Source organism: Paenibacillus sp. AGC31 (genome assembly GCF_057334655.1).
The window spans coordinates 279,774-306,200 of sequence record NZ_JBHFJH010000001.1 but is presented as its reverse complement, the minus strand read 5'-3'; the positions used below and the strand labels follow the sequence as shown (position 1 = coordinate 306,200).

The 26,427-nt window shown below is 44.4% G+C and carries 27 protein-coding genes; 18 read left to right on the top strand and 9 right to left on the bottom strand.

Going from position 1 to position 26,427, the window contains the following annotated elements:
* Nucleotides 1-193 precede the first annotated feature (193 nt).
* The 4 genes from ACE04G_RS01270 to ACE04G_RS01255 all read left to right on the top strand — a co-directional run bounded on the left by ACE04G_RS01270 (nucleotide 194) and on the right by ACE04G_RS01255 (nucleotide 3,176).
* Nucleotides 194-1,177: an alpha/beta fold hydrolase gene (locus ACE04G_RS01270; protein ID WP_449003457.1), complete on the top strand. Its 984-nt coding sequence runs from the start codon at nucleotides 194-196 to the stop codon at nucleotides 1,175-1,177.
* 50 nt (nucleotides 1,178-1,227) lie between these two features.
* Nucleotides 1,228-1,374 carry a hypothetical protein gene (locus ACE04G_RS01265; protein WP_017687030.1) on the top strand — a complete coding sequence of 49 codons (147 nt, stop codon included), beginning with the start codon at nucleotides 1,228-1,230 and terminating at the stop codon, nucleotides 1,372-1,374.
* A gap of 32 nt (nucleotides 1,375-1,406) precedes the next feature.
* Nucleotides 1,407-1,985 carry a hypothetical protein gene (locus ACE04G_RS01260; RefSeq protein ID WP_405130643.1) on the top strand — a complete coding sequence of 193 codons (579 nt, stop codon included), beginning with the start codon at nucleotides 1,407-1,409 and terminating at the stop codon, nucleotides 1,983-1,985.
* Between the two features lie 213 nt (nucleotides 1,986-2,198).
* Nucleotides 2,199-3,176 carry a diaminopimelate dehydrogenase gene (locus ACE04G_RS01255; protein WP_372238418.1) on the top strand — a complete coding sequence of 326 codons (978 nt, stop codon included), beginning with the start codon at nucleotides 2,199-2,201 and terminating at the stop codon, nucleotides 3,174-3,176.
* 162 nt (nucleotides 3,177-3,338) lie between these two features.
* On the opposite strand, the gene ACE04G_RS01250 is transcribed toward ACE04G_RS01255, so the two are convergent.
* Both ACE04G_RS01250 and gdhA read right to left on the bottom strand, forming a co-directional pair.
* On the bottom strand, nucleotides 3,339-4,193 hold the full coding sequence (locus tag ACE04G_RS01250; protein WP_221824546.1) for a pentapeptide repeat-containing protein: 855 nt from the start codon (nucleotides 4,191-4,193) through the stop codon (nucleotides 3,339-3,341).
* Nucleotides 4,194-4,348: 155 nt separating this feature from the next.
* Nucleotides 4,349-5,734 carry an NADP-specific glutamate dehydrogenase gene (gdhA, locus tag ACE04G_RS01245; protein WP_221824545.1) on the bottom strand — a complete coding sequence of 462 codons (1,386 nt, stop codon included), beginning with the start codon at nucleotides 5,732-5,734 and terminating at the stop codon, nucleotides 4,349-4,351.
* Between the two features lie 388 nt (nucleotides 5,735-6,122).
* Between gdhA and ACE04G_RS01240 the strand changes: the two genes are divergently transcribed.
* The 5 genes from ACE04G_RS01240 to ACE04G_RS01220 all read left to right on the top strand — a co-directional run bounded on the left by ACE04G_RS01240 (nucleotide 6,123) and on the right by ACE04G_RS01220 (nucleotide 10,414).
* On the top strand, nucleotides 6,123-6,596 hold the full coding sequence (locus ACE04G_RS01240; RefSeq protein ID WP_221824543.1) for a GreA/GreB family elongation factor: 474 nt from the start codon (nucleotides 6,123-6,125) through the stop codon (nucleotides 6,594-6,596).
* The gene (locus ACE04G_RS01235) at nucleotides 6,586-7,092 is read left to right on the top strand and encodes a cation:proton antiporter regulatory subunit (protein ID WP_221824540.1); all 507 of its coding nucleotides are present in this window, start codon (nucleotides 6,586-6,588) and stop codon (nucleotides 7,090-7,092) included. The genes ACE04G_RS01240 and ACE04G_RS01235 overlap by 11 nt, the downstream gene beginning before the upstream one ends.
* Nucleotides 7,093-7,095: 3 nt before the next feature.
* On the top strand, nucleotides 7,096-8,301 hold the full coding sequence (locus ACE04G_RS01230; protein WP_221824538.1) for a cation:proton antiporter: 1,206 nt from the start codon (nucleotides 7,096-7,098) through the stop codon (nucleotides 8,299-8,301).
* Between the two features lie 338 nt (nucleotides 8,302-8,639).
* Nucleotides 8,640-9,356, top strand: a complete 717-nt coding sequence (gene exlX / locus ACE04G_RS01225) for an expansin ExlX (protein WP_017687038.1) — start codon at nucleotides 8,640-8,642, stop codon at nucleotides 9,354-9,356.
* A gap of 110 nt (nucleotides 9,357-9,466) precedes the next feature.
* Nucleotides 9,467-10,414 (top strand): alpha/beta hydrolase, encoded by a 948-nt coding sequence (locus tag ACE04G_RS01220; protein WP_449003458.1) that lies wholly within the window; start codon nucleotides 9,467-9,469, stop codon nucleotides 10,412-10,414.
* A 65-nt stretch (nucleotides 10,415-10,479) separates the two neighbouring features.
* Here ACE04G_RS01220 and ACE04G_RS01215 read toward each other — a convergent pair whose 3' ends face one another.
* Nucleotides 10,480-11,358, bottom strand: a complete 879-nt coding sequence (locus ACE04G_RS01215; RefSeq protein WP_221824532.1) for a PhzF family phenazine biosynthesis protein — start codon at nucleotides 11,356-11,358, stop codon at nucleotides 10,480-10,482.
* A gap of 195 nt (nucleotides 11,359-11,553) precedes the next feature.
* Between ACE04G_RS01215 and ACE04G_RS01210 the strand changes: the two genes are divergently transcribed.
* Entirely contained in the window at nucleotides 11,554-12,480 is a 927-nt protein-coding gene (locus tag ACE04G_RS01210) for an NADP-dependent oxidoreductase (RefSeq protein ID WP_221824783.1), read from the top strand.
* On the opposite strand, the gene ACE04G_RS01205 is transcribed toward ACE04G_RS01210, so the two are convergent.
* A complete protein-coding gene (locus ACE04G_RS01205; protein WP_449003573.1) occupies nucleotides 12,464-13,099 on the bottom strand; it encodes a type 1 glutamine amidotransferase family protein in 636 nt (211 codons plus the stop codon). The two genes, ACE04G_RS01210 and ACE04G_RS01205, sit on opposite strands and share 17 nt — an antisense overlap.
* Nucleotides 13,100-13,299: 200 nt before the next feature.
* On the opposite strand from ACE04G_RS01205, the gene ACE04G_RS01200 reads away from it, so the two are divergent.
* The 5 genes from ACE04G_RS01200 (at nucleotide 13,300) to ACE04G_RS01180 (ending at nucleotide 17,484) form a co-directional block, all read left to right on the top strand.
* On the top strand, nucleotides 13,300-14,037 hold the full coding sequence (locus ACE04G_RS01200) for a cyclase family protein (RefSeq protein ID WP_221824530.1): 738 nt from the start codon (nucleotides 13,300-13,302) through the stop codon (nucleotides 14,035-14,037).
* Nucleotides 14,038-14,251: 214 nt separating this feature from the next.
* Nucleotides 14,252-14,791 (top strand): nucleoside deaminase, encoded by a 540-nt coding sequence (locus ACE04G_RS01195; RefSeq protein ID WP_339178484.1) that lies wholly within the window; start codon nucleotides 14,252-14,254, stop codon nucleotides 14,789-14,791.
* Nucleotides 14,792-15,140: 349 nt separating this feature from the next.
* Nucleotides 15,141-15,587, top strand: coding sequence for a LytTR family DNA-binding domain-containing protein (locus ACE04G_RS01190; RefSeq protein WP_221824528.1), 447 nt, complete (start codon nucleotides 15,141-15,143; stop codon nucleotides 15,585-15,587).
* Nucleotides 15,588-15,599: 12 nt separating this feature from the next.
* On the top strand, nucleotides 15,600-16,028 hold the full coding sequence (locus ACE04G_RS01185; RefSeq protein WP_221824526.1) for a DUF3021 family protein: 429 nt from the start codon (nucleotides 15,600-15,602) through the stop codon (nucleotides 16,026-16,028).
* A gap of 151 nt (nucleotides 16,029-16,179) precedes the next feature.
* On the top strand, nucleotides 16,180-17,484 hold the full coding sequence (locus ACE04G_RS01180; RefSeq protein ID WP_221824524.1) for an alpha/beta hydrolase family protein: 1,305 nt from the start codon (nucleotides 16,180-16,182) through the stop codon (nucleotides 17,482-17,484).
* 273 nt (nucleotides 17,485-17,757) lie between these two features.
* Here the strand turns inward: ACE04G_RS01180 and ACE04G_RS01175 are convergent, their stop codons facing one another.
* Nucleotides 17,758-18,258, bottom strand: coding sequence for an AAA family ATPase (locus tag ACE04G_RS01175; protein ID WP_221824522.1), 501 nt, complete (start codon nucleotides 18,256-18,258; stop codon nucleotides 17,758-17,760).
* 229 nt (nucleotides 18,259-18,487) lie between these two features.
* Entirely contained in the window at nucleotides 18,488-18,688 is a 201-nt protein-coding gene (locus tag ACE04G_RS01170) for a hypothetical protein (RefSeq protein WP_026080945.1), read from the bottom strand.
* 207 nt (nucleotides 18,689-18,895) lie between these two features.
* On the opposite strand from ACE04G_RS01170, the gene ACE04G_RS01165 reads away from it, so the two are divergent.
* The 3 genes from ACE04G_RS01165 to ACE04G_RS01155 all read left to right on the top strand — a co-directional run bounded on the left by ACE04G_RS01165 (nucleotide 18,896) and on the right by ACE04G_RS01155 (nucleotide 21,616).
* On the top strand, nucleotides 18,896-19,351 hold the full coding sequence (locus ACE04G_RS01165) for a hypothetical protein (RefSeq protein ID WP_221824520.1): 456 nt from the start codon (nucleotides 18,896-18,898) through the stop codon (nucleotides 19,349-19,351).
* A gap of 549 nt (nucleotides 19,352-19,900) precedes the next feature.
* Nucleotides 19,901-20,908: an ROK family protein gene (locus ACE04G_RS01160; RefSeq protein WP_221824518.1), complete on the top strand. Its 1,008-nt coding sequence runs from the start codon at nucleotides 19,901-19,903 to the stop codon at nucleotides 20,906-20,908.
* 63 nt (nucleotides 20,909-20,971) lie between these two features.
* Nucleotides 20,972-21,616 (top strand): sugar O-acetyltransferase, encoded by a 645-nt coding sequence (locus ACE04G_RS01155; protein WP_260632981.1) that lies wholly within the window; start codon nucleotides 20,972-20,974, stop codon nucleotides 21,614-21,616.
* A gap of 60 nt (nucleotides 21,617-21,676) precedes the next feature.
* Here ACE04G_RS01155 and ACE04G_RS01150 read toward each other — a convergent pair whose 3' ends face one another.
* The 3 genes from ACE04G_RS01150 to ACE04G_RS01140 all read right to left on the bottom strand — a co-directional run bounded on the left by ACE04G_RS01150 (nucleotide 21,677) and on the right by ACE04G_RS01140 (nucleotide 26,424).
* Nucleotides 21,677-23,497 (bottom strand): ABC transporter substrate-binding protein, encoded by a 1,821-nt coding sequence (locus ACE04G_RS01150; protein ID WP_336765098.1) that lies wholly within the window; start codon nucleotides 23,495-23,497, stop codon nucleotides 21,677-21,679.
* Nucleotides 23,498-23,571: 74 nt separating this feature from the next.
* Nucleotides 23,572-25,083: an ABC transporter permease gene (locus tag ACE04G_RS01145; RefSeq protein ID WP_336765099.1), complete on the bottom strand. Its 1,512-nt coding sequence runs from the start codon at nucleotides 25,081-25,083 to the stop codon at nucleotides 23,572-23,574.
* 36 nt (nucleotides 25,084-25,119) lie between these two features.
* On the bottom strand, nucleotides 25,120-26,424 hold the full coding sequence (locus tag ACE04G_RS01140; protein WP_486094114.1) for an ABC transporter permease subunit: 1,305 nt from the start codon (nucleotides 26,422-26,424) through the stop codon (nucleotides 25,120-25,122).
* Nucleotides 26,425-26,427 lie beyond the last annotated feature (3 nt).

Sequence of the window (26,427 nt, the reverse complement as noted above, 5' to 3'; positions counted from 1 at the left end):
AAATATAGGCATAGATGAACTGCAAGTTTCCTAAATGGGAGATTTGCAGTTTTTTTGCGTCACAAGTAGGGGAGGGATACTGGACTTTGGTTGGGGAAAGGACTGGACTCGGGATTGTTTCAATCCCGCTATTTCTTGGGTACGATTGAAGCATACATATATAGATGAACCTTTGGGATAAGGGGTAGAGAAGATGAAGAAGGGGTTACGGAGAGGGTTAAAAGTGCTGGGAGGCATAATGCTTGCCACAGGACTTTTGTTGCTGGCAGGTACAGCGTATGAAGCGTATCAATCCACGCAGGATATGAAGTCCTATCCCCCGCCAGGCAAGTATTATGAAGTGAGTGGTCGCAACATGCACCTCTACACCGCTGGCAAAGGAGAGGTAACCGTGGTGTTTGCCTCAGGCTGGGGTACACCCAATCCGTATGTGGATTTCAGTCCGCTATATGACAAGTTGAAATCACAGGTAAAAATTGCGGTATATGATCGGTTCGGGTATGGATACAGCGACTATACGGATGAACCTCGTGATGTTGATACCATCTCGGAAGAGATCCACCAATTGCTGCGAACATCCGGTCAACGTCCACCTTACATCATGGTCGGTCACTCCCTGGGTGCGCTGGAGACACTTCGTTTTGCGCAAAGGTATCCTGATGAGGTGGCTGGCATGGTCATGATCGATGGTGGAAGCCCGGAGTATTACAGTACGGTGGAAATGGATACGCCCGAATGGTATTTTACTTCAGTCCGATTCCTAGTTAAAACAGGGATTGCGCGTACATTGTTGCATTCGGATCAGATGATGGCAACACTGGTCATTGACCCGGAGTTGGTTTCTGCGCCGATGAAAAAGGCTGCCACCATTTCTACCCTGAAGCATGCATACAATGACAACGTGATGGATGAGATTCGTCATTCCAAGACCAACGCATTACGTGTGCTGGAGAACAAAAAGGAGTTTCCTTTCCCTCTGACGATCCTGACAGCCGGATCAGATCAACCCAGTGAGGGGAGTCGGGCATGGCAGGCAGATCAAGTGAAATTTGCTTCATGGTCCAGACAAGGAACCCAGCAGATTGTCCCTCACGCCGAGCATTACATCCACAACAGTCAACCGGATATTGTCGCTGCCGAGATCATGAAATTAGTGACACCGTCCAGTGACCTATGAGTAACATGACCCCACAAACACATGATGAACAGGATGAGGAGGAGGGATGGATGAAAAAGTTTAAAGTAATCACCCGCTTCCTGTCCATTCTGGTAGCCAGTTGTCTATTGTCTTTAAGTGTATTATCTGTATCTGTGATATGGGTTAAGAATAACGTTCATGCGGTGCCTGTGATCCAGCCGTTTGAACGTGATTAGCACATAAAATGAAGATGAAGGAGTGGTAACGGATGGTGAAGAGAAGGAAATATGTATTGGCCTGTGCAGCACTGGCGATGATGGTTGCCTTGAGTGCTTGCAGTAGCGCGGCAGACGAACCGAGTGATACGGAGAAGGTGGACACTGAAGTTTCCTCCGGAACCGGTGAACAAGCGACTGATGAAGGTGCAAGCAAAGCAACTACAAGTACAGTGACCGAAACGGAAGGTACGACTGCACCAGCAGACTCCGATTCAGAAAGCGGTGAGGAAGCAGCTGCTGGAACCAATGAGTTGCCGGAGAACTTGCCAAGTGATTTCCCATTGCCGGAAGATGCAACAATACGTTTAGCCAATTCTGGTGAGAATGAAGGCAAGCAATCGGCCATGGTGATTTTCTCCACTGAACAAGATATGAAAACCGTATCCCAGCTGTATAAAGATTACTTCAACGCCAAAAAGTTGACGGATGCAGGTCAGACGATCGATGCCAAAAATATTATCATTCAGGGAACCGACCCGGAGACACAGGATGTCTGGTCCTTGATTGGAGGAACATTGGCGGGACAGGAAGGCGTCATTGAACTGACGTTGACCTGGACAGAATCATAAGCAGAAGATAAGGGGGAATTTTTCTTTCCTGCTTTCTGCCTTCCTAAAATAACGAATGAACGCCATAATACCTTGCATACGGAGCCGCATTATTGCTGCACCGCTGCAAGGTATTTTTATTTCGAACTGGAAACCTGACAGGTTACATGGTATGTTATATCATTATAAACAGAGTAATAGACAACTATAGAAGAAGACAGGAGAGGATTGAACATGATTAGAGTGGGTATTGTTGGTTACGGTAACTTGGGTAAAGGTGTAGAGAAGGCCATTTCCCAGAACGAGGATCTGGAACTGATTGCAGTGTTTACACGTCGTAATCCGGAGCAGATGGTCGCTGAAAGCACAGAAGTACGTTTTGAGCATATCTCTGCAGCGGAGCAATACATAGGCAAGATTGATGTTATGATCCTCTGTGGTGGTTCTGCAACCGACCTTCCAGAGCAGACACCAGCCATCGCCAAGTTGTTCAATACGGTAGATAGCTTCGATACACATGCGAAGATTCCTGAATTCTACAAAGAAGTTAATGCTGCGGCAGAGCAAGGCGGTCACGTAAGTGTCATTTCCACAGGTTGGGACCCAGGCTTGTTCTCCATGAACCGTCTGCTTGCACAGTCCATCCTGCCAGAAGGAAAAGAGTACACGTTCTGGGGCAAAGGTGTGAGCCAAGGCCACTCGGATGCTATTCGTCGTGTTCCAGGCGTTAAGGCGGGTGTACAGTATACTGTACCTGTTGAAGAGGTGATCAACCGCATTCGTGCAGGGGAGACACCAGAGTTGTCTACACGTGAGAAACATCTGCGTCAATGTTATGTGGTAGCAGAAGATGGTGCCAACCAGGATGAGATCCGTGAGACGATTGTATCGATGCCTAACTATTTTGCAGATTACGATACAACGGTAACGTTCATTAGCGAAGAAGAATTGAAATCCGAGCATGAAGGTATGCCGCATGGTGGATTTGTTATTCGCAGTGGGGTTACAGGTGCCGGTCAAAAGCAAATTATTGAATTTGGTCTGAAACTCGACAGCAATCCTGAATTTACAGCAAGCGTACTTGTGGCGTATGCAAGAGCTGCACAACGCTTGAGCGTGGAAGGACATAAGGGAGCGAAAACGGTATTTGATATTCCGCTCGGTCACTTGTCTCCGAAATCGGCTGAAGATCTTCGCCGCGACTTGTTATAATTCTGATTCGTTCCAGTGATTTGTATAAAAAACAGCTCGTCCTTGGATGTACAGGACGAGCTGTTTTTTTTGGCTGTTGCTGTACACGATTCATACATTCATATGAATTAGCAGGTATAATCCTGCCTGTATCCCTGCTCGTGCTCTTGTGGAAATGGCGCCCTACACCCAGTGTGAGGGAATGTTAAGATGATCCGGCAACTTGGTATTCACATTACCTTTGGCTGCATTAATCTGGGATTGCGTCAGGAAGATGCCACCTCTCAGGTCTGCATCGCCCAGATCCGTATCCCGCAAGTCCGCGCCAATCCAATCCGCATTTCGTGTATCTGCATTTCGGAGATCGGCTGCGATCATTAAAGCTCCTCGGAAGCTTGCGCCCCGCAGGTCAGCCCCTTTTAAATTGGCACCAAAAAAGTCACTTCCGGTACGTTTTTTACTCTTCTTCGACTTCCCTTGTCCATGAGCGGTGGGGGGGACATTCGCGCGTACCATCTCACTTGCCTGGACCAAGAGTTGATTCACACTGAATCGATAATTGGCGATGTCCAGACGGAGGAGTGCCGCGGGCTCCAGATTGCTCAAGTGCTCAATCTCCTCATATAACTCACCAAATGCCGAGTGAAGGGATGACGTCTCCGGTCTCATCATCATTTCCTTCATATAACTGAGTAACTCGTGAAGTTGTCGCAAGGCAGGCAGACACTCGAACATCTCGTTAGCAGACTCTGGATGATCACGCCAATCTTTGCCCGCGTAGGTCACTTGGGACAGCTTCTGTCCAGCTCCGAAACAGTCGTATACCGTGCAACCTTTGAACCCTTTCTGCCGAAGCTGGGTATGGATACCGCAGCGATTGTCCGTGCGCAGATTGGGACAGGGTGTGCCGCTGGCCTTGTCAAAAGCAAAGTCCGATGACTTGCCATAGGGCAAGGCAACACAGCACAGGCCAAAACACTGCTCGCAATCTGCGCTTAGATGCGGACTCGCAGTGCTGGCAAATGGTTGGTTAGACAATGTAAACACTTCCTTATAATAGTACAAATAGATGGAATTACGTCAGTACCACTTTACCATTGCCTTGCGATTAGAGCAATTGAAGACAAGGAAAAAAGGGCAGTTACCCAAATGGATGGGAACGCCCTTTGATCGTGGAGAATCACGTATATAAATTAAACTACACCTTGAGCGATCATGGAATCCGCTACCTTGAGGAAACCGGCGATATTCGCTCCGGCTACGAGGTTGCCTTCACAGCCATACTCTTCAGCAGCTTCTACACAGCTGGTGTAGATGTTCTTCATGATGTCATGCAGCTTGGCGTCTACTTCTTCAAATGACCAGGACAACCGCATGCTGTTCTGTGACATTTCAAGAGCAGACACGGCTACACCGCCGGCATTAGCCGCTTTGGCTGGACCGAACAGCACGCCTGCACCGTGGAAGACGTCAATGGCGGCCAGGGTGGAAGGCATATTTGCGCCTTCGCCAATGGCCTTCACGCCACCTTTGATTAGAAGGGCCGCAGCTTCTTCATCGATCTCATTTTGCGTTGCACATGGAAGAGCAATATCACAAGGGATGGACCAGATGCCTTCACAGCCTTCGGTATATGTAGCATGCGGATGTTCTTTGATGTATTCGCTGATGCGAAGACGATCAACCTCTTTCAGACGTTTCACGGTATCCAGGTTGATGCCTTGTGGATCGTGTATGTAGCCACCTGAGTCACTACACGCAACGACTGTAGCTCCAAGCTCCTGTGCCTTCTGAATGGCATAGATGGACACATTACCAGAGCCAGAGACAACGACTGTGCTGTCTTGGAAGCTGAGTCCCTTGGATTGCAGCATCTCCTTCACGAAGTACACACAGCCGAAGCCAGTCGCTTCCTTACGTGCCAAGCTTCCTCCGTACAGCAGTCCTTTACCTGTCAATACGCCTGCCACATGTCCGCCATGGATACGTTTGTATTGGCCGAACATATAACCGATTTCCCTTGCGCCTACACCAATGTCACCTGCCGGTACATCGGTATCGGAACCAATATATTTGTACAGTTCAGTCATGAAGCTTTGCGTGAAACGCATGACTTCCAGATCCGATTTTCCTTTGGGATCGAAGTCAGAACCACCTTTACCACCGCCAATAGGCAGACCGGTCAAAGCATTTTTGAAGATCTGTTCGAAGCCAAGGAACTTGATGATGCCCGAGTATACAGAAGGATGGAAGCGAAGTCCGCCTTTGTAAGGGCCAATGGCACTGTTGAATTGCACCCGGAATCCACGGTTAACCTGAACTTTGCCCTGATCATCTACCCATGGGACACGGAATGTGATTACACGTTCGGGTTCAACAAGCTGTTCCAGCAGACTATGGTTCCTATACTTGGGGTGTGCTTCAATAACAGGAATAAGGGAATCCAGAATTTCTTTGACAGCTTGATGGAACTCATCTTCGTGCGGATTTCTGGCGACAACCGACTCATAAACGGAATGAACATATTCTGCGGCAGTAACTTGAACGGACTCTGTAGTTTCTTTTGTTATCGTGGACACTTTTTCGATGCACTCCTTTATTGTGTTAAAGTCTGTAGAGGCTTATTTGCATAAATTGAATAAAAGTTTGTAGTTAAATATACAGGAAAGCAAATAAAAATACGAGATGAAAATTCATAAAATGTTTTTTATGCAGTAATTAAAATGTTCTATGGATCTACCATATGATGTGAAGAATTAAGTTATTAAATGGAAGATATGACCACAAATGATAATAAAAAAGCAAGTTAGACGAATATACTGGATTAAAATATTAGTTTTGGTAAGATGGTAAGAAGGTCTCGTATCCCGGGGTCTTTTTATAATAAAAAGGAGGAAAACAAGATGATGAAGAGAAACATGCCAATCAACATGGAGAATAAGGCTTGTATAGGGGGTGAAATCTACTATGAACCATAGGACTTCCCGCCATAATTGCAGAGAGAAGCTGGTGAGCCAGCTATTTACATTCGGTGAAGAGAAAAGAACATTTCTCGACGCCTATTTCGACGTGCGTGATCCAGAGCGGATACAGTTGGAAAAACAACTGTCGGCATATACGGAGTATGTGGAAAAACTACTCCTGGGCCCTGATGAAGATTTGGACTCAGCTGTATTGATCGGCAGTCATATTGATTTTGAATATCTCGATTTTCATACGTCAGATTCGTTCATGATTGTTATGCCAGAAGATACCGATCCTGATGAGGGTCGTATTTCCTTCCTCTCTCCAGTAGGGAGTCAATTACTGCTTGGCAGTATAGGGGAAGTTAGGCCTGTTCATACACCATCAGGTTCCATGAGAATTCGCATCACGGGGATTGAGCTGAGGAGCGAAACCTTGAACGAGCCGGCCCTAGGGGGTGCAGATCATGCACTTTAAAGAGACAGACTTACCAGGGATTGGACGTAAATACTGGTTGCATACCCGTAGTGGTGAGCACTTGGTCATTGTGATTCATAACGACGAGCGACGTGACTTGTTCCATATGGAGTCAGGGGGTACGCCTGAAGAAGTGGGTGATATGGTATCTCTTGTCACCCTGGACGATGATGAAGCCCGGGCAGTAGCCGCCATCGTTGGTGGTATGACCTATAAACCGAAGTTTCAGGATGAGCGTGAAGTGATGCTTGAAGGGCTGTTAATCGAATGGCTGCGAATTGAACCTCACGCCGCAAGCGTTGGCATGACGATTGGTGAACTGGATATCCGTCAGGCCACGGGCGCCGTAATTCTCGCTGTTGTAACCAAGGATAAGGAGAAGCATTTTAATCCAGGCCCGGATTATGCTTTTACCGCTGGAGCTACAATTGTAGTTGCCGGTGAACGGAATCAGATCAAACATCTCAAACAATTGTTGACTGATGGACGGACTTAGCCTATGGATATGCTCATATTCGAAGTGGGAATTGCCGTTGCGCTGATTACACTTACTGGGCTGATATCTTCAAAATTACGATTTTCGGTCATTCCTTTCTATATCCTCATTGGTATGGCTGTTGGACCACATGCACCACAGATTGGCATAGTGGATTTACGTTTTATCGAAAGTTCGACCTTTATTGAATTTATGGGCAGGCTTGGCATTCTGTTTTTGTTATTTTATCTGGGTTTGGAGTTCTCGGTCTCCCGTTTATTAAAGTCTGGTAAAGCCATTCTGACCGGGGGCATGTTCTATGTAGGCCTAAATTTTGTCTCTGGATTGCTGTTGGGGTGGTTCATGGATCTGCCCCTTCAGGAGACACTTGTTGTCTGCGGGATCATGACCAGCTCTTCTACAGCCATTGTAGCTAAAGTGCTCGTTGATCTGAAACGCACGGCAAACCCTGAAACAGAGATTATCATGGGCATGATCATGTTTGATGACTTGTTCATCGCGATTCATATCTCCATCCTGACTGGGCTTGTGCTCAGCGGGGCAACTTCATTCTTAAGTGTTCTGCTGGTATCGCTGTCTGCCCTGCTGTTTATTGTGCTGTTCCTGATTATTGGCAGGAAAAGCATCAAATATATTGATAAGGCACTGAATATCAAGTCATCAGAGTTGTTCCTGCTTACCGTCATGACACTGCTCTTCCTGGTGGCTGGTTTCTCGGAGACACTGCATGTAGCGGAAGCTATTGGAGCGTTGATGATGGGGCTTGTGCTGGGCGAATCAAGACATGTGAGTCGGATTGAACATCAGATCATGCCTTTCAAAGATTTTTTTGGTGCAATTTTCTTCTTCAGTTTTGGCCTGACCATCGAGCCGGCTTCACTTGGCGGAGCTGTTGGGATGACGATTATTGCCGTTATTCTGACGATTGCCAGTAACTATGGTGCAGGTATGATCGCTGGCAGACTGGCTGGAATGAGCCCTAAAGCATCATTGAATGTGGGCTTTACCCTGGTCTCGCGGGGTGAATTCTCCATTATCATGGCGAACATCGGCAAGGCCGGAGGGCTGATGGCATCCATCCAATCGTTTGCCGTGTTGTATGTGTTAATTCTGGCTGTGCTGGGGCCTATCCTGACAAAAGAATCTCCGCGGATTTACGCATCGTATGAGCGACTAAGGAAGCGGATGAAACGAAGGGAAACGGGTTGAGTCTAACGCTGGCTGTCCTTGGACAGACCGGATATTCGAACCGTAGTGTTTAATAGGCGTCACACCATTTGGAGAGAGAAATTACTCCGGGGTGTGGCGCTTTTTTTATTATTGGGAATCGACCAAATATCGGCTTGTAATCATGCTCATTCCACCAATTTATGGTATGTATCCATATCTTGTGCGTGGTCGTGAATATCCAAGTTCAGAGACGGGACTTTGGATGTGATTTAATAGAGAGGGATTGAAAATAAACAGTTATTATGTAAAATAATGTTATATTCAAATCTAGTAGTTGAACCAACCATTTACACGAGAACGTAGAGGAGGAATAGCTTATGAACAAGAAAAGTAGATTTCAACGGTTAAAATGGGCCGGTACAGGGATGTTGCTCAGTCTCGTATTATTTGCTCTACCTGCATCTGCCGCATGGAACGATACATATCAGGGTTACGCGACGTATACAGGCTCAGGCTACTCGGGAGGTGCAGTGTTGCTTGATCCCATCCCGGCGGACATGAAGATTACTGCACTTAATCCGTTCCAACTTAATTATAACGGTGTCAAAGCCGCTTTAGCGGGAGCCTATCTCGAGGTGCAGGGTCCTAAAGGCAAAACAACCGTCTATGTAACAGATCTCTATCCAGAAGGCGCCAGCGGAGCGCTGGATCTCTCACCGAATGCTTTTAACCTGATCGGTGACCCAAAGGCAGGCAAAATCAATATCAGCTGGAAAGTGGTCAAAGCCCCAATTCAAGGCAACGTCTCCTATCGGATTAAGGAAGGCAGCAGTCAGTGGTGGGCAGCCATTCAGGTTCGTAATCACAAATATCCGGTGCTAAAGTTCGAAGTGAAACAGAAGGATGGTACGTGGCTCAATCTTGAAAAGCAAGACTATAATCATTTCCTCGGAACTGGACTGGGCAAAGAAAAACTAAACGTGCGTATTACCGATATTCGCGGTCAGGTATTAAATGACACGATCCCGGCTCTGCCTAATGATGGGTCAGGCGGTGCATATATCGTACCGGGCAATGTACAGTTTCCCGATTGACAGATATACGAAGGTGTTATAAAAAGAAGTATGGTCATAGACGTATTCTTAACGAAAAGTCGTACACTGTACGGCTTTTTTTGTATACGAAAAGAGGAGAATGTACCCGTATGAAAAAAAGTTTGCCTTCATATCAGACAACACATCCCTATTGGAAACAGTATCAGGCCTTTTTCCCGGAAGAAGTTAGGCTAGGGGAGCATACATTTCCTGAGGAAGAATGGTCGGAGTCAAATGGGGTTCATCTGCATATCGACCGCTTGCCTGCGCCGGAGTCTTCAATCAAAATCCTGTTCATTCATGGGGCGGGAGGCAATGGCAGGTTGCTTGCTCCGTATGCCCGTATGTTGCAGCGGCATGGGTACGAGGTGGTGTCGCCGGATCTTCCGCCGTATGGGTTAAGTTACGCAATGTCTGGTACACGTATCAACTACGAACTATGGATAGAGCTGCTTGTGTCACTCATCGAACGGGAATACAAGAAAGACGGCAAGCCAATCGTTGTATTGGGAAGTAGTATCGGAGGTATGCTTGCCTATCACACCAGTGCACGCAGCAAGTGTGTTAAGGGTTTGATCGCAACTACATTTGTAGATACGAGTAACCCGGAAATGCGTGACCAGCTTGCGCCGAATCGTCTGGTAAGCCGGGCGGGAAAACGGATGATGGATATGTTCCCTGGTCTGCTGGATCATGTACGTATTTCGGTCAAGCAGGTATCCCGGATGCAACTGATTACCAATAACAAGGACTTAACCCGGCTTATTATGGATGATCCACAAGCGGCAGCTACACGTATTCCGTTGGAATTATTAAGAACATTCCTTAATAAAAAATCGGAGGTAAGCCCGGAACAGTTCAGCCAGTGTCCGGTCCTGTTGGTTCACCCTGAACTGGACCCCATGACACCAATCAGGTTCAGCCAATCTTTTTTTGATCGTCTGGTGGTAGACAAGGAATGTGTGATCTTGGAAGGGGCAGGCCATTTTCCTATAGAGCAGCCAGGACTGAACCAGTTGGAGGTAGCGGTACTACGATTTTTACAACAAATTCACTGATTTAAGATCATGATATTGCTTCAAGTACATAATTCTAAAATCCTAAGTACGTAAAACACCTCCCATTAAGGGAGGTGTATTTTAATGTTCTTGATATGAACTGCACTACCGCCAACCTGAATCTGTGTGATTTCATTAGAGCTGCCCAGCGTTAATCTGGCTCGGATCTCGGAGGGGCGGTTCATGGTATACCCTTGTCTGATCGTGTACGTGTGAAGATGAGGATCTGTAAGCTGGTTGTACTGGGATAAATAACAGAGCATTGCACCATTGGATGTGCCCGTTGCGCTCTCTTCCGGTATATCATAAAGCGGTGCAAAATTACGGCATTCTGCGAGAACGTTCATATCATCTGATTCGAGTGTAAACACGTGATAACCTATGGCATGATGAGCCCTACTTATTTCAGTGATACGCTGGAAGTCAGGATCGATTTTGGTTAGAACATCAATATCTTTAACGGCTATCATGATATCGGGTAGCCCGGTAGACACAATCTGTACAGGTAGTTCAGCATGCAAATCCTCCATAGAAATACGTAACGAATCGGCAATCTGCTGTCGATCCACGATCTCCCCAAACTCCGGCAACGTCTGAGACAGATAGACTTCTCCATTGACTTCGATATCAACTTTAAGAATTCCGGCCAGTGTCTCCAGTGTATATGTACCAACATTAACGAGCAGCTGTGTCTTCATTAGATAAAACAAAGCAATTGTGGCATGTCCACATAGATCGACTTCATCACTTGGGGTAAAGTAACGCACTTTGAAATCTGCCTGATCCGACGGCATAACAAATGCAGTCTCTGAAAAACCGACTTGTCTGGCAATCTCCTGCATCTGGGTTTCAGACAAATGTGCTGCTTGTAAAACAACACCTGCGGGGTTTCCTCCATGAGCCTGATCCGAAAATGCATGTAATGTACTTACTTCTACTTCCATCGTGTTACCTCGCTTGTTCAGTTATTGGGTTAAGATTTAACTTCATCACTAATCGACATTATATCACGATTGTTGAATTGGCTTGTGAATCTCAGATTGTTGTGAATTTTGAATGAATAGGTCAAGTGATTGCTGGGAAAGGGTAATGATGGAGGAGAGCATAACGATAATCCAATGGAAAGGCTGGGATCTCTAATGAAAGCAATTGTGATTGAGGAATTTGGTGGAGCGGAACAATTGAAGGAACAGGAAGTAGCCAAGCCAAGATGTGGAGTGAATCAGGTGTTAATCCGAACGCATGCCACGTCGGTGAATCCGGTAGACTTCAAAATCAGACAAGGTGATATGAAAGAAGCAGCGGAGAATTTTCCGTTGATTCTGGGCGGCGATGTTGCGGGTATTGTGGCTGAAGCAGGTTCCAATGTCACGCGGTTCAGAGAAGGTGATCGGGTATTTGCGCGTCCGCGTCAATTCGGGACCTATGCAGAATATGTTGCTGTCGATGCAGACATTATAGCCCGTATACCGGAGCAACTGAGTTTCGAGGAAGCGGCAGCGATCCCGCTGGCTGCGATGACGGCTTGGCAAGCCCTTGTGGATCATGGACGTTTAGGCAAAGGGCAGAAGTTACTCATTCATGCTGGTGCAGGTGGTGTGGGAACATATGCAATTCAGATCGCCAAGTCCCTAGGCGCTGAAGTGGCTTCCACGGCAAGTGAATCAAACGAAGCGTTGCTTCGCTCGTTGGGTGTGGATCATTTTATCAACTATAAAAAAGAAGATTTCTCGGAGATTCTCTCCGGTTATGATGTTGTACTGGACACCATGGGCGGTGATATTCAGCGCGACAGCTTCAAAGTGTTAAAGTCTGGCGGACATCTCGTGTCCTTGGTGGAACAACCGGATGAGAAGCTTGCTAAGGAAGCCGGAGTAACGGCCAACGTCTTCATGATGGAGCCCAAAGGGGATCAACTGGATCAGCTGGCTGAACTGGCTGCGGAAGGCAAGCTCAAATCGATTATTGATGGAACGTACCCGCTAACTCAACAGGGAGTAAGGGAAGCACATGAGAAGAGTGAAACCCATCATACCCGAGGGAAACTGGTTATTCAGGTGCAATAGAATTCATTAACTGGTAGAAGTATTTGGACTCATGAGTCTGATACAGATTGAACCAGGCCTGTAATGTTTCTGGTGAAAAGACATTCAACTGCTTCAACACATGCATCGTAAATTCTAACGGAGCTATTCCAGATGCAGTAACTAGATTTCCATCGGTTACTGCTGGCTCCGTTTGATAATATGTTTCCCCAGTATATTCTGGGCATATCATCTTCAGGTATTCTAAATCATTGCTTGTATGTTGTCTGGAATCCAGTATCCCTATTTTTGCAAGTGCAACAGTCGCACCGCAAATCGCTGCAATAACCGTACCCTCTTCTATAGAGGCAGCAACTTTTTTCAATAGGGGATCATGGATGGTGTCCATCCAGGTGTTTCCTCCTGGAAGAATGATGACGTCGTCACCTTTCAATGAACATTCATCAATAGAAATATGAGGAAGGATGTTCAATCCGCCCATGGTAGTTACCGGATGTTTATCCACGCCTACGGTTACGACCTGTAAAGGCTTGATCTCTTTCCTGAAATACCTTCCCGAGTTCAATTCAGCAGTTAGATATCCTATCTCCCAGTCTGACATCGTATCAAATACATATAGATATACGTTCTTCGTTTGCATCATACACGCTCCTTTTGTTATTCATGATTGAATGGATTACTCTCCTATTATAAAAAAACTTCACTGACATCTACGGTCAGTGAAGTTTTTAAATTTGAAAATTAACTGCCCTGCCAACCAATATAGGTATTCTCCCCAATTGTTATGGAATAAGATATAATAGGAGAAATTTATTCCATTTTGTGCATGAGGTGATTAGGATGTCCAACGAACTCATTCAAGCCATTCAATTGTTAAAAGAAAAGAAATGGGTGGATCTGACTCATACGTTTGGTCCAGGCTCTCCACATTTTTCAGCTTTCGAAGCAGCGCAATTCGATACACTGTTTGATCACGATCAAGGCTTCTTTGCCCAGAGCTTCAAGTTCCCGGGTCAATACGGGACACATCTTGATGCGCCGATCCACTTCGTTCGGGATACCCGGTATCTGGATGAACTAGGTTTGAAGGAGCTTGTGCTCCCGCTTGTGGTCATTGACCAGTCTGCCGAAGTAGAGAACAATCCGGATTTTACACTGGAAGTGGAGCATATTCTTGCATTTGAAAGAGAGCATGGCGTGATTGAAGCTGGAAGCTTTGTAGCCTTACGTACCGATTGGAGCAAACGCTGGCCTAACCATGAAACATTTGATAACAAGGATGCGGAGGGCAACAGTCATGCACCCGGATGGTCGGTTAGTGCGCTCATGTTTTTATTTGAGGAGAGAAAAGTACAAGCCATTGGGCATGAAACCTTTGACACGGATTCAGCGGTGGATTATCAGAAGAATGGAGCACTTCTGGCAGAATATTATGTACTTGCTCAGGATACATACCAGGTCGAGCTGTTAACAAACCTGGATCAGGTGCCGGCTAAAGGCGCTGTTATTTTCAATATTGTACCCAAAGCGGAGAAAGCATCTGGCTTTCCAGTCCGGTCTTTTGCCATTTTGCCGTAAAACTAGCTAGATCAAAAGCTGAAATAGATAAATCAGGCACAGAACTCAGAATACTCAAGTAGACAGCCGGCTAAATAGTCGGCTGTTTTTCAGTTAAGATAACTGGCAGGTTAGCGTAGCCGTACAAGAAAAATTAGCATTATGGGAGAAGGAGTAGCAGTATATTTCTGGAATATATTATTATTGGGAATTACTGAGATGGGGTGTGTATAAGATGGACAAGCATTACGAAAACCTTCTGTTAGCTTTTGAAGAAGCAGAAAAGGCTAGAGATGAAGGTACTTTTCCTATCGGTGCAATTATTGTTGATGCAGATGGTTCAGTTGTAAGCCGAGGTAGGAACAGAGTTTTTTTAAGCTGTGATTCTACAGCTCACGCCGAAGTGGACGCTATAAGAAAAGCCGGAAATGTGATACTTCATCTTGAGAGCAAGAAATTTATTCCAAAGAACGAACTTACCTTATATACTACCTGTGAGCCTTGTCCCATGTGCACAGGTACAATCGTGTTGTCTTTGATTAAAAAAGTGGTTTGGGCTGCAAATGATAGGGATATAGGTGCATTTAAAAAATTCAAGGAATTAAATAGCGAATTACCTATTTATAATGATCTGTTCCACGACATCGTGTTTGTTGCAGCCCCTTACAGAGATTTAGAGTTGAGACAAAGAAAAATGTTAGCAGAATGGAACAACAGCCGTGGGTATAGCGATAATCATTGGAATGATGAATTAGTAAATGAAACTGTTCAATAATAAATGAAACTTTGCACCTGATGTATTAAGCTAACGGGCAGGTTAGCTTAAATGAACAGTAAGCATAAAATAGATTATTCTACTATATTCCAGTAAGATGAGTGGTAATATACCTGAACGAAGAGGAGGAATCAATGGAACACGGAAAATTATAATAGGGTTATGTCAATTTGTTTCTGGAGGGACGACTTTAAAATTAAGGTAATAAGGACATTATTGGACGCCGATAAGTTCGCAAGCACCAGGACCTACTTCTAATTTAGAAAGGCGTGGAAATCGAGATTATCTGATTATTTGGATTTATGATTCATGTTATAAACGTTAACAAGTTTTAATTCGAGTTTTTGAGGTGATTTTCATCGAAATTTTCATCGAAGTTATAGACCATACAGAAGAAGAGGAGATCCGCATCAGGTGTCACCAGGTAGACGAAGAAATATATGAGCTCGTTAATAAAATAAAAACCGAAACGCTCATTATACTTGGTTACCATGAGGATAAGATCAGCCGTATCAAACTTAGTGATATTTATTATTTTGAAGCTGTTGACGGCAGAGTGTTTGCGTATGGTAAGAACAACGTTCATGAAGTCAAACAAAAGCTTTATGAACTTGAGGAACTATGCAGAGAGAAGCATTGTTTTCGCGCCTCCAAATCCACCATCCTAAATATAGCTAAGATTACTAGTATTCATCCGTCGATTAGCGGCCGTTTTCAGGCATTATTGGATAACGGGGAAAAGGTAGTCATATCACGGCAGTATGTGCCCATGCTTAAGCACATGCTTGGATTATAAAGGGGGACCTACATGAAGTATTTTGGCCTCATCAAAGAAATGATCAGAGATTTCTTAATTATATTCGCCTCCATCATGATAATCATCGCTATATTACGGCAAATCTATACTCCTGATTCTAGTTTTGAGTTAAACACGATTTTCACAATTATGGCGTTCTCTTTTCTGGGTGCTTTAACTGGAATCATATTATATATGCCGCATTCGATTAGCGAGAATAAAATGCGCTTGTGGGTAGTTTTTCATTTTCTCTTTCTGGAATCTGTTTTAATTTCTCTCGCTGTCATATTGAATCTCGTATACACCACTTCCGGTATATTATTATTGGCTTTGCAAATTGCCGTAGTATATGCGATCGTTCGCCTGCTGGCCTATAGGAGCGACAAAAAGGAAGCTCAAATGATTAATAAAAGATTAAAAACATTTAAAAACGAGAATTAGAAGGTATACACAACGCAGAGTAAGTACACTTCATTGCGTTGTTTTTTACAACTTAGTGGCCTTCAGCTACAGCTTATCGTTTATGCGTATACACATCCTCTACCATTTCTTATGATGAACTCATAAAAAGTTGGAGGAGGAGAGAAGACTTATGGAAATTTTAATACTTATTGTTATGTTGGTTTTTGAGCTTGCAATTGCCGTTTATTCCATTGCAACCAAGCAAAGCCACAGCAAGATAAAGAGTTTGATGAGAATCACAACATTTATAGTATTCATAATGCTGATCTTAGGGAACATCGTCGTATGGGAGTACACTTGGGGGCTGTTTGCAGGCTTGCTCTTTATATTAGCTTTCAAAGAAATGGTTGCACTCCTGCGCAAACAAACACATACTCCGGGTTACAAAGTTTTTTCTACGATTTTGAAATTCCTTTTGCTAGCACTGACTATCGTTGTCACTCTTGTTCCGGTTTTACTTTTTCCACAGTATAAATTGCCACAAGTGACAGGTCCGTATGCAGTGGCCACCGCCACTTACAGCTATGTGGACATGAATCGTATTGAAGAATTTACGGATCGAGAAAACAATCGGTTTGTTAATGTAGAATTTTGGTATCCTGAAAATGCAGACGCAACCTATCCTTTACTTATGTTCTCCCATGGAGCATTCGGTATTAAAGCAAGCAACACTTCTACCTTTACAGAACTTGCGAGCCACGGTTATGTCGTCGTTTCCATTGATCATCCTTATCATTCTTTTTATACCATTTCCGAGGCTGGAAAGATTGTGACAGTTAACCCCGAGTATATGCAAGAAGTCAACAATGCAAATAAAGCAGGTTTTTATTCGCTTGGTGAGTATTTCGAGCTTACTCAAAAATGGATAACAATGCGAACTGATGATATGGATTTTGTCATGGATACTATTTTAGAACAAGCAGGGCAAAATAAAGATCCTGTATATGAGCGAATCGATATACAAAAAATAGGCGTGTTCGGTCATTCTATGGGTGGAGCGGCAAGCGTAGCACTGGGCAGAGAACGCGATGACATTGACGCAGTGGTAAATATAGATTCTCCGTTCTTTAGCGAGCTTTCGTATGATGAAGCTACGAACGAACTATCTGTAAAATCCGAAGCTTACACAATCCCGCTTCTTAACATTTATTCGGATGATGTATGGGTACAGCTGGACAGCAGCTCTTCTTATATCGCGAATAAAATTTCAAATGAAAATTTTAAAGGAGCATACACCGTTCATTTTAAAGGCGCAAAACATTTAAGTTTGACTGATCTACCTTTATTCTCTCCTATATTGGCAGACCTGTTGCAGGGTGGAAAAGCAGATATCGATAAGTATTATGCGATTGAAACTCAAAATGAACTTATCCTTCGTTTTTTTGACTCTGTGCTAAAGAATCAAGGTCAGTTTGCTCCAAAAGCGACGTATTAAGTATCTGTCGAGTTAATGAATTTAAGTAATGTGGGCAAGTAAAACAATTGTGAACACAAGATAAATTATGCCAATGACAAAGATGGAGCGATAGGAAGCAGTATAATCTTTATATACTAGATTATTAAACTAACGGGAAACGTTAATTCAATAAAACTAAGAAAGCAGCCGACCATTGTGATTGGATGCTTTTATTCAACTAGCGGGCAGGTTAGTTTAACAAGGTACTTAAATTGGTCGAACTGGGCGGTTTTGTACAGTGCGAAGAAGTGATTAGCTAGTGGAGTTGGCAATGAGCTCACGCTCGGTTACAACATCATCAAGTGGCTTCCTGGTGTCGATCTCAACAGTAGCTCCAGCACGTAAGAGGGGTTCAACACTAGCGACGTTTTTTATAATTTCTTCACGTTGTTCGACAGTTTTTCCATAATCGTTTGTCTTACGGGAAGCTATACGTTCAAGGATTACTTCGAGGGGTACACTTAACAACACTACTGCGTCAAACATCGGGTAAAACTTCCTCTGATTTGATACACAACCTGAAATGAATAAAGTACCTTCGCTATGTTCAGTGAGCAGCTCATCAATTCGATTCTCGTTCCATAACCACCCAGAACCATCCACATTCTCACTCCAACCATCATAATCGGTATCGATAATTCTATGCCCCCTATGAGCAAGTTCGCCTAGAACCGTTGATTTACCTGTACCCGACATTCCTGTCACCAGAATTATCACCTTCTTTATTGATATTGAGTCCGAAGTATTTGTCATATTTTCACTCCCTTTATAAGAAAGTCCCTTGGACTAGATTAACACATAAAGGCAATAAACTGGCAACAGGTAAGAAACTTATCAGGAACCAAGTCTAGCTAGGATTTGACCTATTGAAACAAAAAATTGTATTTTGGCAAACTTATGGGTTAAGTCACAACTAACAAAGTCTAAATGATTCAAATATGTAAATAGCAAGGGAGGCGTATTCCGCCTCCTTTTTATGTTGTTACTTTTGATCCGAGTGAGGATCTTGATTAAATCTTTGAGAGATTTTTTTCTCTGTTTTCTTACGCCGTATCCAGCGCTTGAGTATGCCTTCTTCTTTGCGTTCTTGCAGTGTTTCCTTCAAGCCTTGAATCATAAATTCCGATCTTCGTCTGTCATCCCGACTAATCTCGCGTAATTCCTTAATAAATTTGTCGTCCATATCTGCCTCTCGCTTATTCAGGATAATCTCATTATACCGAACGTACGTTCTTTTATCAAGTTTTTCCATTACGAATGATTTTCGAGATCTATATAGTGAAAAGAAGCACAGGAACAATACGCGGCATGTGTGAGAATGGTACTAGAGGGTTTGAGCATAATCCTCCATATATGAAGTTGAGAAACGAGAGAAAGGAAGGAGCCATTCATGATGAAGCAACGTATAGGCAGATCGTGGTTACTCATGTTGATGCTTGGAATGCTGGGGATTGGGGCGATCATTGGAGGCATCATTTTAATCATAGACCCATCCGGAAGTATGGTGAATTTGCCCGCATCTTTGTTAGAGAATTCTCCGTTTGCCAGTTTTTTGTTCCCGGGGATCATCCTATTGCTGGTTCTTGGCGTGATGCCTACAACGATTGCTATTTCGCTCATCCGCTACGTTCATTGGGGGATGGGTGAGAGAATGAATCTCTATCCTGACCGCTATTGGGCTTGGACTTTTTCATTGTATACAGGGTTTGCTCTCATCATCTGGATTATGGCGCAGGTGTACTGGATTCAGGATGTTTCTATCATTCACTTGGTCTATTTTGCATGGGGAGTGGGTATTCAAGTTGTGACCTTATTGCCCGGGGTACAACAAATCTATTCAAAATAAACTGCTTGTATATTGAACAAACGGCTGCCGAAAGAATCGTTAAATGATTCTTTCGGCAGTTATTTTTTTATGGGCATCGAGATAATACGCGTTGTTGTAGTCATGTTGTCCACATCTTCCTTGGACTGAAAAGGGCTCGGATAAATCTAAATCATATTGACAAAGAACTATTATCCTCGCATACTTACGTAACATACTTTATAAAGTTTGTTTATTAACTAGAGAAATAGTCACATGTGGTAAGTATCGCAAAATCATAATCCACATGAAACGGGGAGGTAAGTATGGATGGTCTACGTTATTATGGCAGTTATCATTTGGGCAGGTACCTATGCAAGTATGGCCTTGTCCAAGCAACCGATAGAAGTGAAGCCTGTGAAGTCGATGGATGATTTGTTTGAGTGAACAATGCAACTCTGCCGATTTCGATCCTTTGCCAGCACGATGGAACTCATGTGTTGGAGTAAGGTATTATGTTATGATATGGTGTGAAATGACATGCATACCATTGCTTTGGTTCAATTGAACCAGAGTAGAAACGAGAGGGTTATGAAAAAAGCCAACGCTACAATGATGAAATACATCAATTTGAATAATGTGCGTGAAGTCATGCAGCAGATTGAGACGGCGACCAAACCACAATTAGCTTTACTAACCAATCTTAGTGTAGTTACCATTAATGCGCTGATTCAGGAATTATGTGATGGCGGAGAGTTGTTCCAGGATAAAGTGGTTCCGTCTAACGGTGGTCGTCCTGCTCAGGCATATCGATATAATTATAACTTCAAGCTTGCTCTTGTTCTTTACATCAAAGAGATGAAAGGTCAGGAGTTAATTTCGGCAACGGTCATGAATCTGGAGAATAAGGTTGTGTTGAAGGAAGAGAGTCTCTTGCCTGCTTTCGATAAACAGCATGTGCTGCAACTTATCGCGCGTTTCATTGCGGAGTATCCGTCCATTGATATGATCGGCATCGGTATTCCGGGGCAAGCCGTGGATGGAGACATCACAGTGAGCAGTCATGAAGAACTTATCCATTCACATCTGATCAGGGAGATCGAGAGCGAGTTCCAACTGAAAGTTCTCGTGGAAAATGATGTTAATGCAGCGATTAGCGGATACTGTACTCAGCATGCTGATATGAAGGAACAGAATGTAGCCGGAATTTATTTTCCGAACCGATATCCGCCGGGTATGGGCATGATGTTGAATGGACAGATGATCCGTGGGAAAAACGGGATGTTTGGTGAGATCAAATATCTTCCTTATTCACCTGATTGGCACCGTGACATGAGCAAAGATGATTTTGTACTGAACGTATGTCACATCCTGCAAACGATTAATGCCGTCGTTGCCCCGCACCAGATTGTCATTTATCAGGAACGGGTGGAGAGAGAAGAGCTGGACTTGGCATGGAAACAGTACGGGAAGGATCATCCCATGCCGTCGTTGCCCGAGATTGTACATCAGGACTCGTTTCAACATGATTTCGATGCTGGGTTACGAGAAATGGTTCTTCAAGCCTTGAAGTCAGGAATTCTATCAAACGCCTTATGACCCATAGGTCATGTTGGTGGATTTAATTCTACAAATTGCAGGAACAAGCGTAGAGGAGGATTCATGATGCGTGAAGAAGAGAGAATCATGAAGGGCGTGTTGTTTAGTCCAAGTGATCCCGAATTAAAGATCATCAAAAGGCGAGCCCATAATCTCAGTCAGCGTTACAGTCAGACCTTTGAAGAACAGACTGAGGAAAGAAATCAGATATTGCAACAGTTACTGGGGCAGATCGGGGAAGGTGGATTCATGCAAGGCCCCATCTTTTTTCATTATGGTGTGCATACCCGAATAGGCGATCACTTCTTCGGTAATTACAATCTGACGATACAAGACGACGCACAAGTGACGATCGGGGACTATACCAGTTTTGGACCCAATGTCACGATTGTTACTCCCATTCACCCCATGATTGCCAGCGAGCGGAGACGGATGGTGGACCAGAACGGTGATGTGAAGTCACTATGTTATGCCAAACCGGTCACGATTGGTAACGATGTATGGATCTCGGCAAACGTTACAGTATGCGGGGGCGTAACGATTGGAGACGGCTGTGTGATCGGAGCAGGTAGCGTGGTGACTCGTGATATTCCACCGCATTCTTTTGCAGCAGGCGTACCGTGCAAAGTTATTCGCAAAATTACTGATGAAGACAGCATGCGAAACTATCCCGATGTTCTGGCAGATTGCCGTGTGCTGGAAGAATGACAAAAGGCTGCCATCAAGATCTTATAGATGATCTTGGTGACAACCTTTTTTGTTATACGTTTACTTGGAAGCGTTATAATTGCTTAAGAATTCTTTTACTTTTGTAGGATCAGCTTTCAATTCATTCCCGGTCTGAACGAGCGGGCTTACTGTGGAGTATGCTTTAAGTTTGTTGTTCTTGTAGAAACTCAAAATCTCATCCTGATTAATGGAGTACAGCACGGCTTTTCTCAGGTCACTGCTCTTGGCAACTTCACGATTGGCCGTATTAAACAACAGATAGGAGACAGCGTTACTTGGAAGACTCTGCAGTTTCAGTTTGCTGTCATTTTCGATGATGTCATACTTGGTTTCAGGTACACCGTAGTATAAGTGAATTTCACTGCTGCGAAGAGCAGAGAGTGCGCTGTCTGCATCCGCGATGAATCGGACGTTAACCTGAGCAATTTTTGGCTCATCTTCCGTGCCTTTACGGTAGGCCGGATTTTTTAAGAACACACCTTCATAGTCATTTTTATAAGACAAAATATAAGGTCCGCTAGTATAAAGGGTGTTATTGTATGCTGCGCCTTCAGTCACCGTGTTCTGATCACCGTAAGGAATATCTTTGTTGACGTCAAAGGAAGCTACATCATATGTGTTGATGCTCTCCACCTGTTTTTTGGACACGATACCCGCAGATTGGTGAGCCAGGTAGTTCAGAACTTGCGGGAAAGGTTCAGTTGTGGTCAGTTTAACGACCTGATATTTACCTGCGCTATTATCTGCTTTGGTTTTGTCAGTCACGAGTTCTGTAATTTTGCTGCCCAATCCTTGTTCCAATGCTTCGAGGATTGTGCCGTTACCGCTGGATTGTTTGATGGATTGTAATGCACTCAGATCCGTTACAACCTCAGCTTCTTTGATGTGTTCATGCAGACTGTACGTCCGGTGATCCGGAACGGAATCTTTATTTTTAGCACGATCCAGGGAGAAGATCACATCATCTGCACCGACACGTTCTCCTGTATCTACAGCTTTTTTGTTATCAATCTTCGCAAAGTTGATATCGTCTCTGAGAATGAAGTAGTAGTCCGAATTACCTTCAGCAATACTAAAGTTATGGGACAGTGATCCATCTGCTGTCAGCTGATCGTCATCCGTCAAGTTAACGAGACGTACGTACATATTGGTGTTCAACTGGTTGATGGAGCCGTCGTTTCCTTTGATTGGATCAAGGGAAGTCAGTACGGATGCACTTTGCGTCAGAATCAACGGATCTTTGGCATTTTTGGAGCTGTCCTTGAATTCAATCGGTTCCCAAGCCATGGCGCGGGATTTGGAGAGACGAACGGTGTCTACATTCAGAATGTCTTTGTTCACAGCCTGACTTTTCAGGGAAATGTACAAAGGAGCGATATATGCCTGATCCGTTACCAAGCGATCTTCCAATTGTTTGTACGTGTCTTTGTACTCATCTGGAGTTTGAGTAGCTGCCTGATCGATGAGCTTATCAAGTTCCCCATCGGCAAGGATACTGTAATCTCCACCTGTTTTGAAAAGGGAACGCACCGCATAATCGGGATTTCCCGTTACCGTTGTCCAGCTGGACAAGGCAATGTCATAATTCCCTGCATCCTGTTGGGATTTGAAGCTGCCGTAATCCGGCTGCAGGTTCAGTTTCACATTGAAGCCGTTTTTGGTCAGCTGGTCGCGGACAATGTTTACATCATTTTCGGAAGAACTCATGGCGAGCAGTTCAATGTCAGCCGGTTTTTGTGCAGTTTCTGTTGTGTCCGCTGGTGCGGTCTCCGCCTGGGATTCGGTTTTCGTTTTTACACTGCAGCCAGAAATCACAATGACGAGAATTAATAACAATGAGATCAGTGTACGTTTTTTCATGGGATTACCCTCCATATCTTGATTGTGTGATGTGTGTTTTCTTTTTTTCTATATCATTCATTTCAACCAATCAATTAGGCCTTTTCCAGCTTGGGATCAAGCGCATCACGCAGACCGTCACCGAGAAAGTTAAACGAAAGAACCAGCAGAATAATAGCCAAGCCTGGATAAATCGCCAGATAAGAGTGGGTTTCCAGGTATGTACTACCAAGCTTCAGAATGTTACCCCATTCCGGAATATGCGGCTCCACGCCGAGTCCCAGATAACTCAAACTGCTGGTAGCGATAACAGCTCCACCAATTGTAAGTGTGGACTTGATAATCATGGGCGCAAGGGAGTTGGGAATAATGTGTTTGAAAATAATCGTACGATTGTTGTACCCCAGTGCACGTGCAGCTTCCACAAATTCAAAAGTAGATACATAGAGCACACTGGCTCTCATGGTACGAGCGTAAGTTGGAATGGAACCCAGACTCAGCGCCAGAATGAGATTGACCGTATTGGCTCCAAACGCTGCAATAATGGCAATGGCGAGCAGAATTCCCGGAATCGCATAGAGAATATCGAGCAGCCGCATGATGATGTTATCCGTATGTCTTCCGTAGAAACCGGAGAATGCTCCGAGGACTCCACCGATCAACACAGGAATGATGGTCGACATGCAACCTACGATCAAGGAGATCCGGGCACCGAATACAATCCGGGAAAATAAACATCGTCCGAAGTCGTCCGTTCCCAAGGGATACGCAAGGGAAGGCGGTTGGAGCAGCGCCGAGTAGTTATTTTCCACAGCCATGCTGTAGTCAAAGGTAAAGAAGCTGCAGATCGATATCGAGAACAGAAAAATGATAAAAAACAAACCGGACATGGCAGTCATATTCGGAGCAAGCCGCTCCCACAGATCATTCCAGAAGTTTGATTTTTGTTTCCCCTGTCTGCGAATACGTCCAATAATGGAAATGCCGAGCAATAGGGCAAATACATTACCTGTGATTGAGGTCAGAATCAGTACTACACTGACACCAATCATCCAGCGAGAGAGGATAGAGGTCGCGTTATATTGGGATACGATAATCAGTACGACCAGGTCAATGACGAAAATAAATAGGAGCACCGCCATGGCTGGCAGAAAGTTGTCAGCCACATAGGGTTTGAAAACATTTAACGCGGACACACCGATGACGAACAACTGGGTCAACAGCATATACACCGCAAAGGTATACTCCACATTCCTGGCTTTTCGAATCAGATGAAAGGCTGCCGTTACGATAAATATATTGCCTGAAATGATGGCAAGCAGTTGAACCCAGGCAATCCTGCGTGTCAGAGTAGAGATCGTACCTGTACGGATCAAGTCTTTTCGAATTCGAAGGGTGATGACACTTTGGACCAGTGTGAAGAATACATAGATCCCAAGTATCGTTAGCAGATATGGTTTGAACGTCTGCCCGCTCCAGTCATAACTATTGAACAGCAATAATGCAGTCAAGAGAAGGGACGTGATCCAGGCAAAGCTTGCCTGACTGTATTCTCGAGAAGACTTAAGCCGGAAACGCATTTCTTGTGTTAAGGATGAATTTGTCATAATACACCTGCTTTAAGAGGTAGTTCAACACACACGTTAATATTGTTTCATCTTGGAGCGCACTCTTGGATCAATAAAAGCGTAGAGCAGATCAACCGCTACATTGATAATGGAGATCGTAATTGCTGTGTAGATTACTCCGCCCATGATACTCGGAATATCGGGGATGAATTGTTTATCCACAATATAGCTGCCGAGACCGCTGATATTAAACACTTTCTCCGTCACTGCTGCCCCGCCGAGCATGGCTCCGAATTGAAGTCCAACCACAGTAACGATTGGAATCAATGCATTACGTACAGCGTGTTTCAGCATGACCTGACGTTCGCTTAACCCCTTGGCGCGGGCGGTCATCACATAGTCCTCATGAATGACTTCCAGTGTGGAAGATCGAGTCATCCGTGCCACCGCAGCCGTGAGTCCCGTGCCTAACACAATGGTTGGCATAATGATCGACAGCCAATTTTGCGGGTTGAAGGTAGCGGGAAGCCACTGCAATTTGATCGAAAAGTTCAGAATGAAGATGAGTCCTTGCCAGAAATTCGGGATCGATAATCCAATCAGAGCGATAAACATAAACGTATAATCGAACCATGAATTAGGCTTAATCGCTGAGATGATACCGATAGGTAATGCAATGACAAGGGCTAACAGCAGGGAGATGACCGCGAGGGTCAAGGTAATTGGAAACTTCCTTGCAATCGTTGCTGTGACATCTTCATTTCCCGCAAAAGATTTGCCAAGATCGAAGAGAGCAACTCCCTTAATATTGTTCCAAAGCTGTGTAAGATAAGGCTGATCCAAGCCATACACCTGATTGAATGCTGCAATCTGTTCCTGCGTTGCTGTCTCTCCGAGAATGTTAGCTGCCGGGTTGAACGGAGACAGATACAAAATCGTAAATACGAGTGTGGCTACGCCCAGAATGACAAATACCGTCATCAGTATTCTTTCAAATATGTACTTTAGATAAGGATTTCCATACAAAAAGAGGATGCCATACATCAGACAGCCGGGAATAATGGATATCGCGAAAAACCACGGTTTGTCGATAAGGGTGTGGAATGTATCGGCCATCGTAAGACGTTGACTTCCCTGTTCCTGAAGTATGCGAGAAATCCGCTCCTTCAACTCATTCTGAACCGTTTCTTCCAACCATTCCTCGGTCTGACGTCTGAATTCTTCCTCACTGACCTGCTGCTGGAAGAAACGATGTTTGCGCCGCAGCTGATCTTCCACTTCCAACTTCAGCTTGTTCCGGTAAGAAGAAGCGAGCAGTTCTTGCTCAGCTGTCTGTCTGGCAGCTACCCAGCCGTCATTTTTTCGATTCGAACGCCATATTAG

Bases quoted from the DNA above. Each gene is read 5' to 3' on its own strand.
- exlX (WP_017687038.1), top strand. From the start codon at position 8,640: ATGAACAAGAAAAGTAGATTTCAACGGTTAAAATGGGCCGGTACAGGG.
- ACE04G_RS01210 (WP_221824783.1), top strand. From the start codon at position 11,554: ATGAAAGCAATTGTGATTGAGGAATTTGGTGGAGCGGAACAATTGAAG.
- ACE04G_RS01200 (WP_221824530.1), top strand. From the start codon at position 13,300: ATGTCCAACGAACTCATTCAAGCCATTCAATTGTTAAAAGAAAAGAAA.
- ACE04G_RS01235 (WP_221824540.1), top strand. From the start codon at position 6,586: ATGCACTTTAAAGAGACAGACTTACCAGGGATTGGACGTAAATACTGG.
- ACE04G_RS01195 (WP_339178484.1), top strand. From the start codon at position 14,252: ATGGACAAGCATTACGAAAACCTTCTGTTAGCTTTTGAAGAAGCAGAA.
- ACE04G_RS01175 (WP_221824522.1), bottom strand. From the start codon at position 18,258: ATGACAAATACTTCGGACTCAATATCAATAAAGAAGGTGATAATTCTG.
- ACE04G_RS01165 (WP_221824520.1), top strand. From the start codon at position 18,896: ATGATGAAGCAACGTATAGGCAGATCGTGGTTACTCATGTTGATGCTT.
- ACE04G_RS01145 (WP_336765099.1), bottom strand. From the start codon at position 25,083: ATGACAAATTCATCCTTAACACAAGAAATGCGTTTCCGGCTTAAGTCT.
- ACE04G_RS01205 (WP_449003573.1), bottom strand. From the start codon at position 13,099: ATGCAAACGAAGAACGTATATCTATATGTATTTGATACGATGTCAGAC.
- ACE04G_RS01170 (WP_026080945.1), bottom strand. From the start codon at position 18,688: ATGGACGACAAATTTATTAAGGAATTACGCGAGATTAGTCGGGATGAC.
- ACE04G_RS01265 (WP_017687030.1), top strand. From the start codon at position 1,228: ATGAAAAAGTTTAAAGTAATCACCCGCTTCCTGTCCATTCTGGTAGCC.
- ACE04G_RS01150 (WP_336765098.1), bottom strand. From the start codon at position 23,497: ATGAAAAAACGTACACTGATCTCATTGTTATTAATTCTCGTCATTGTG.
- ACE04G_RS01185 (WP_221824526.1), top strand. From the start codon at position 15,600: ATGAAGTATTTTGGCCTCATCAAAGAAATGATCAGAGATTTCTTAATT.
- ACE04G_RS01160 (WP_221824518.1), top strand. From the start codon at position 19,901: ATGAAAAAAGCCAACGCTACAATGATGAAATACATCAATTTGAATAAT.
- ACE04G_RS01270 (WP_449003457.1), top strand. From the start codon at position 194: ATGAAGAAGGGGTTACGGAGAGGGTTAAAAGTGCTGGGAGGCATAATG.
- ACE04G_RS01255 (WP_372238418.1), top strand. From the start codon at position 2,199: ATGATTAGAGTGGGTATTGTTGGTTACGGTAACTTGGGTAAAGGTGTA.
- ACE04G_RS01155 (WP_260632981.1), top strand. From the start codon at position 20,972: ATGATGCGTGAAGAAGAGAGAATCATGAAGGGCGTGTTGTTTAGTCCA.
- ACE04G_RS01220 (WP_449003458.1), top strand. From the start codon at position 9,467: ATGAAAAAAAGTTTGCCTTCATATCAGACAACACATCCCTATTGGAAA.
- ACE04G_RS01230 (WP_221824538.1), top strand. From the start codon at position 7,096: ATGGATATGCTCATATTCGAAGTGGGAATTGCCGTTGCGCTGATTACA.
- ACE04G_RS01215 (WP_221824532.1), bottom strand. From the start codon at position 11,358: ATGGAAGTAGAAGTAAGTACATTACATGCATTTTCGGATCAGGCTCAT.
- ACE04G_RS01240 (WP_221824543.1), top strand. From the start codon at position 6,123: ATGAACCATAGGACTTCCCGCCATAATTGCAGAGAGAAGCTGGTGAGC.
- ACE04G_RS01260 (WP_405130643.1), top strand. From the start codon at position 1,407: ATGGTGAAGAGAAGGAAATATGTATTGGCCTGTGCAGCACTGGCGATG.
- ACE04G_RS01180 (WP_221824524.1), top strand. From the start codon at position 16,180: ATGGAAATTTTAATACTTATTGTTATGTTGGTTTTTGAGCTTGCAATT.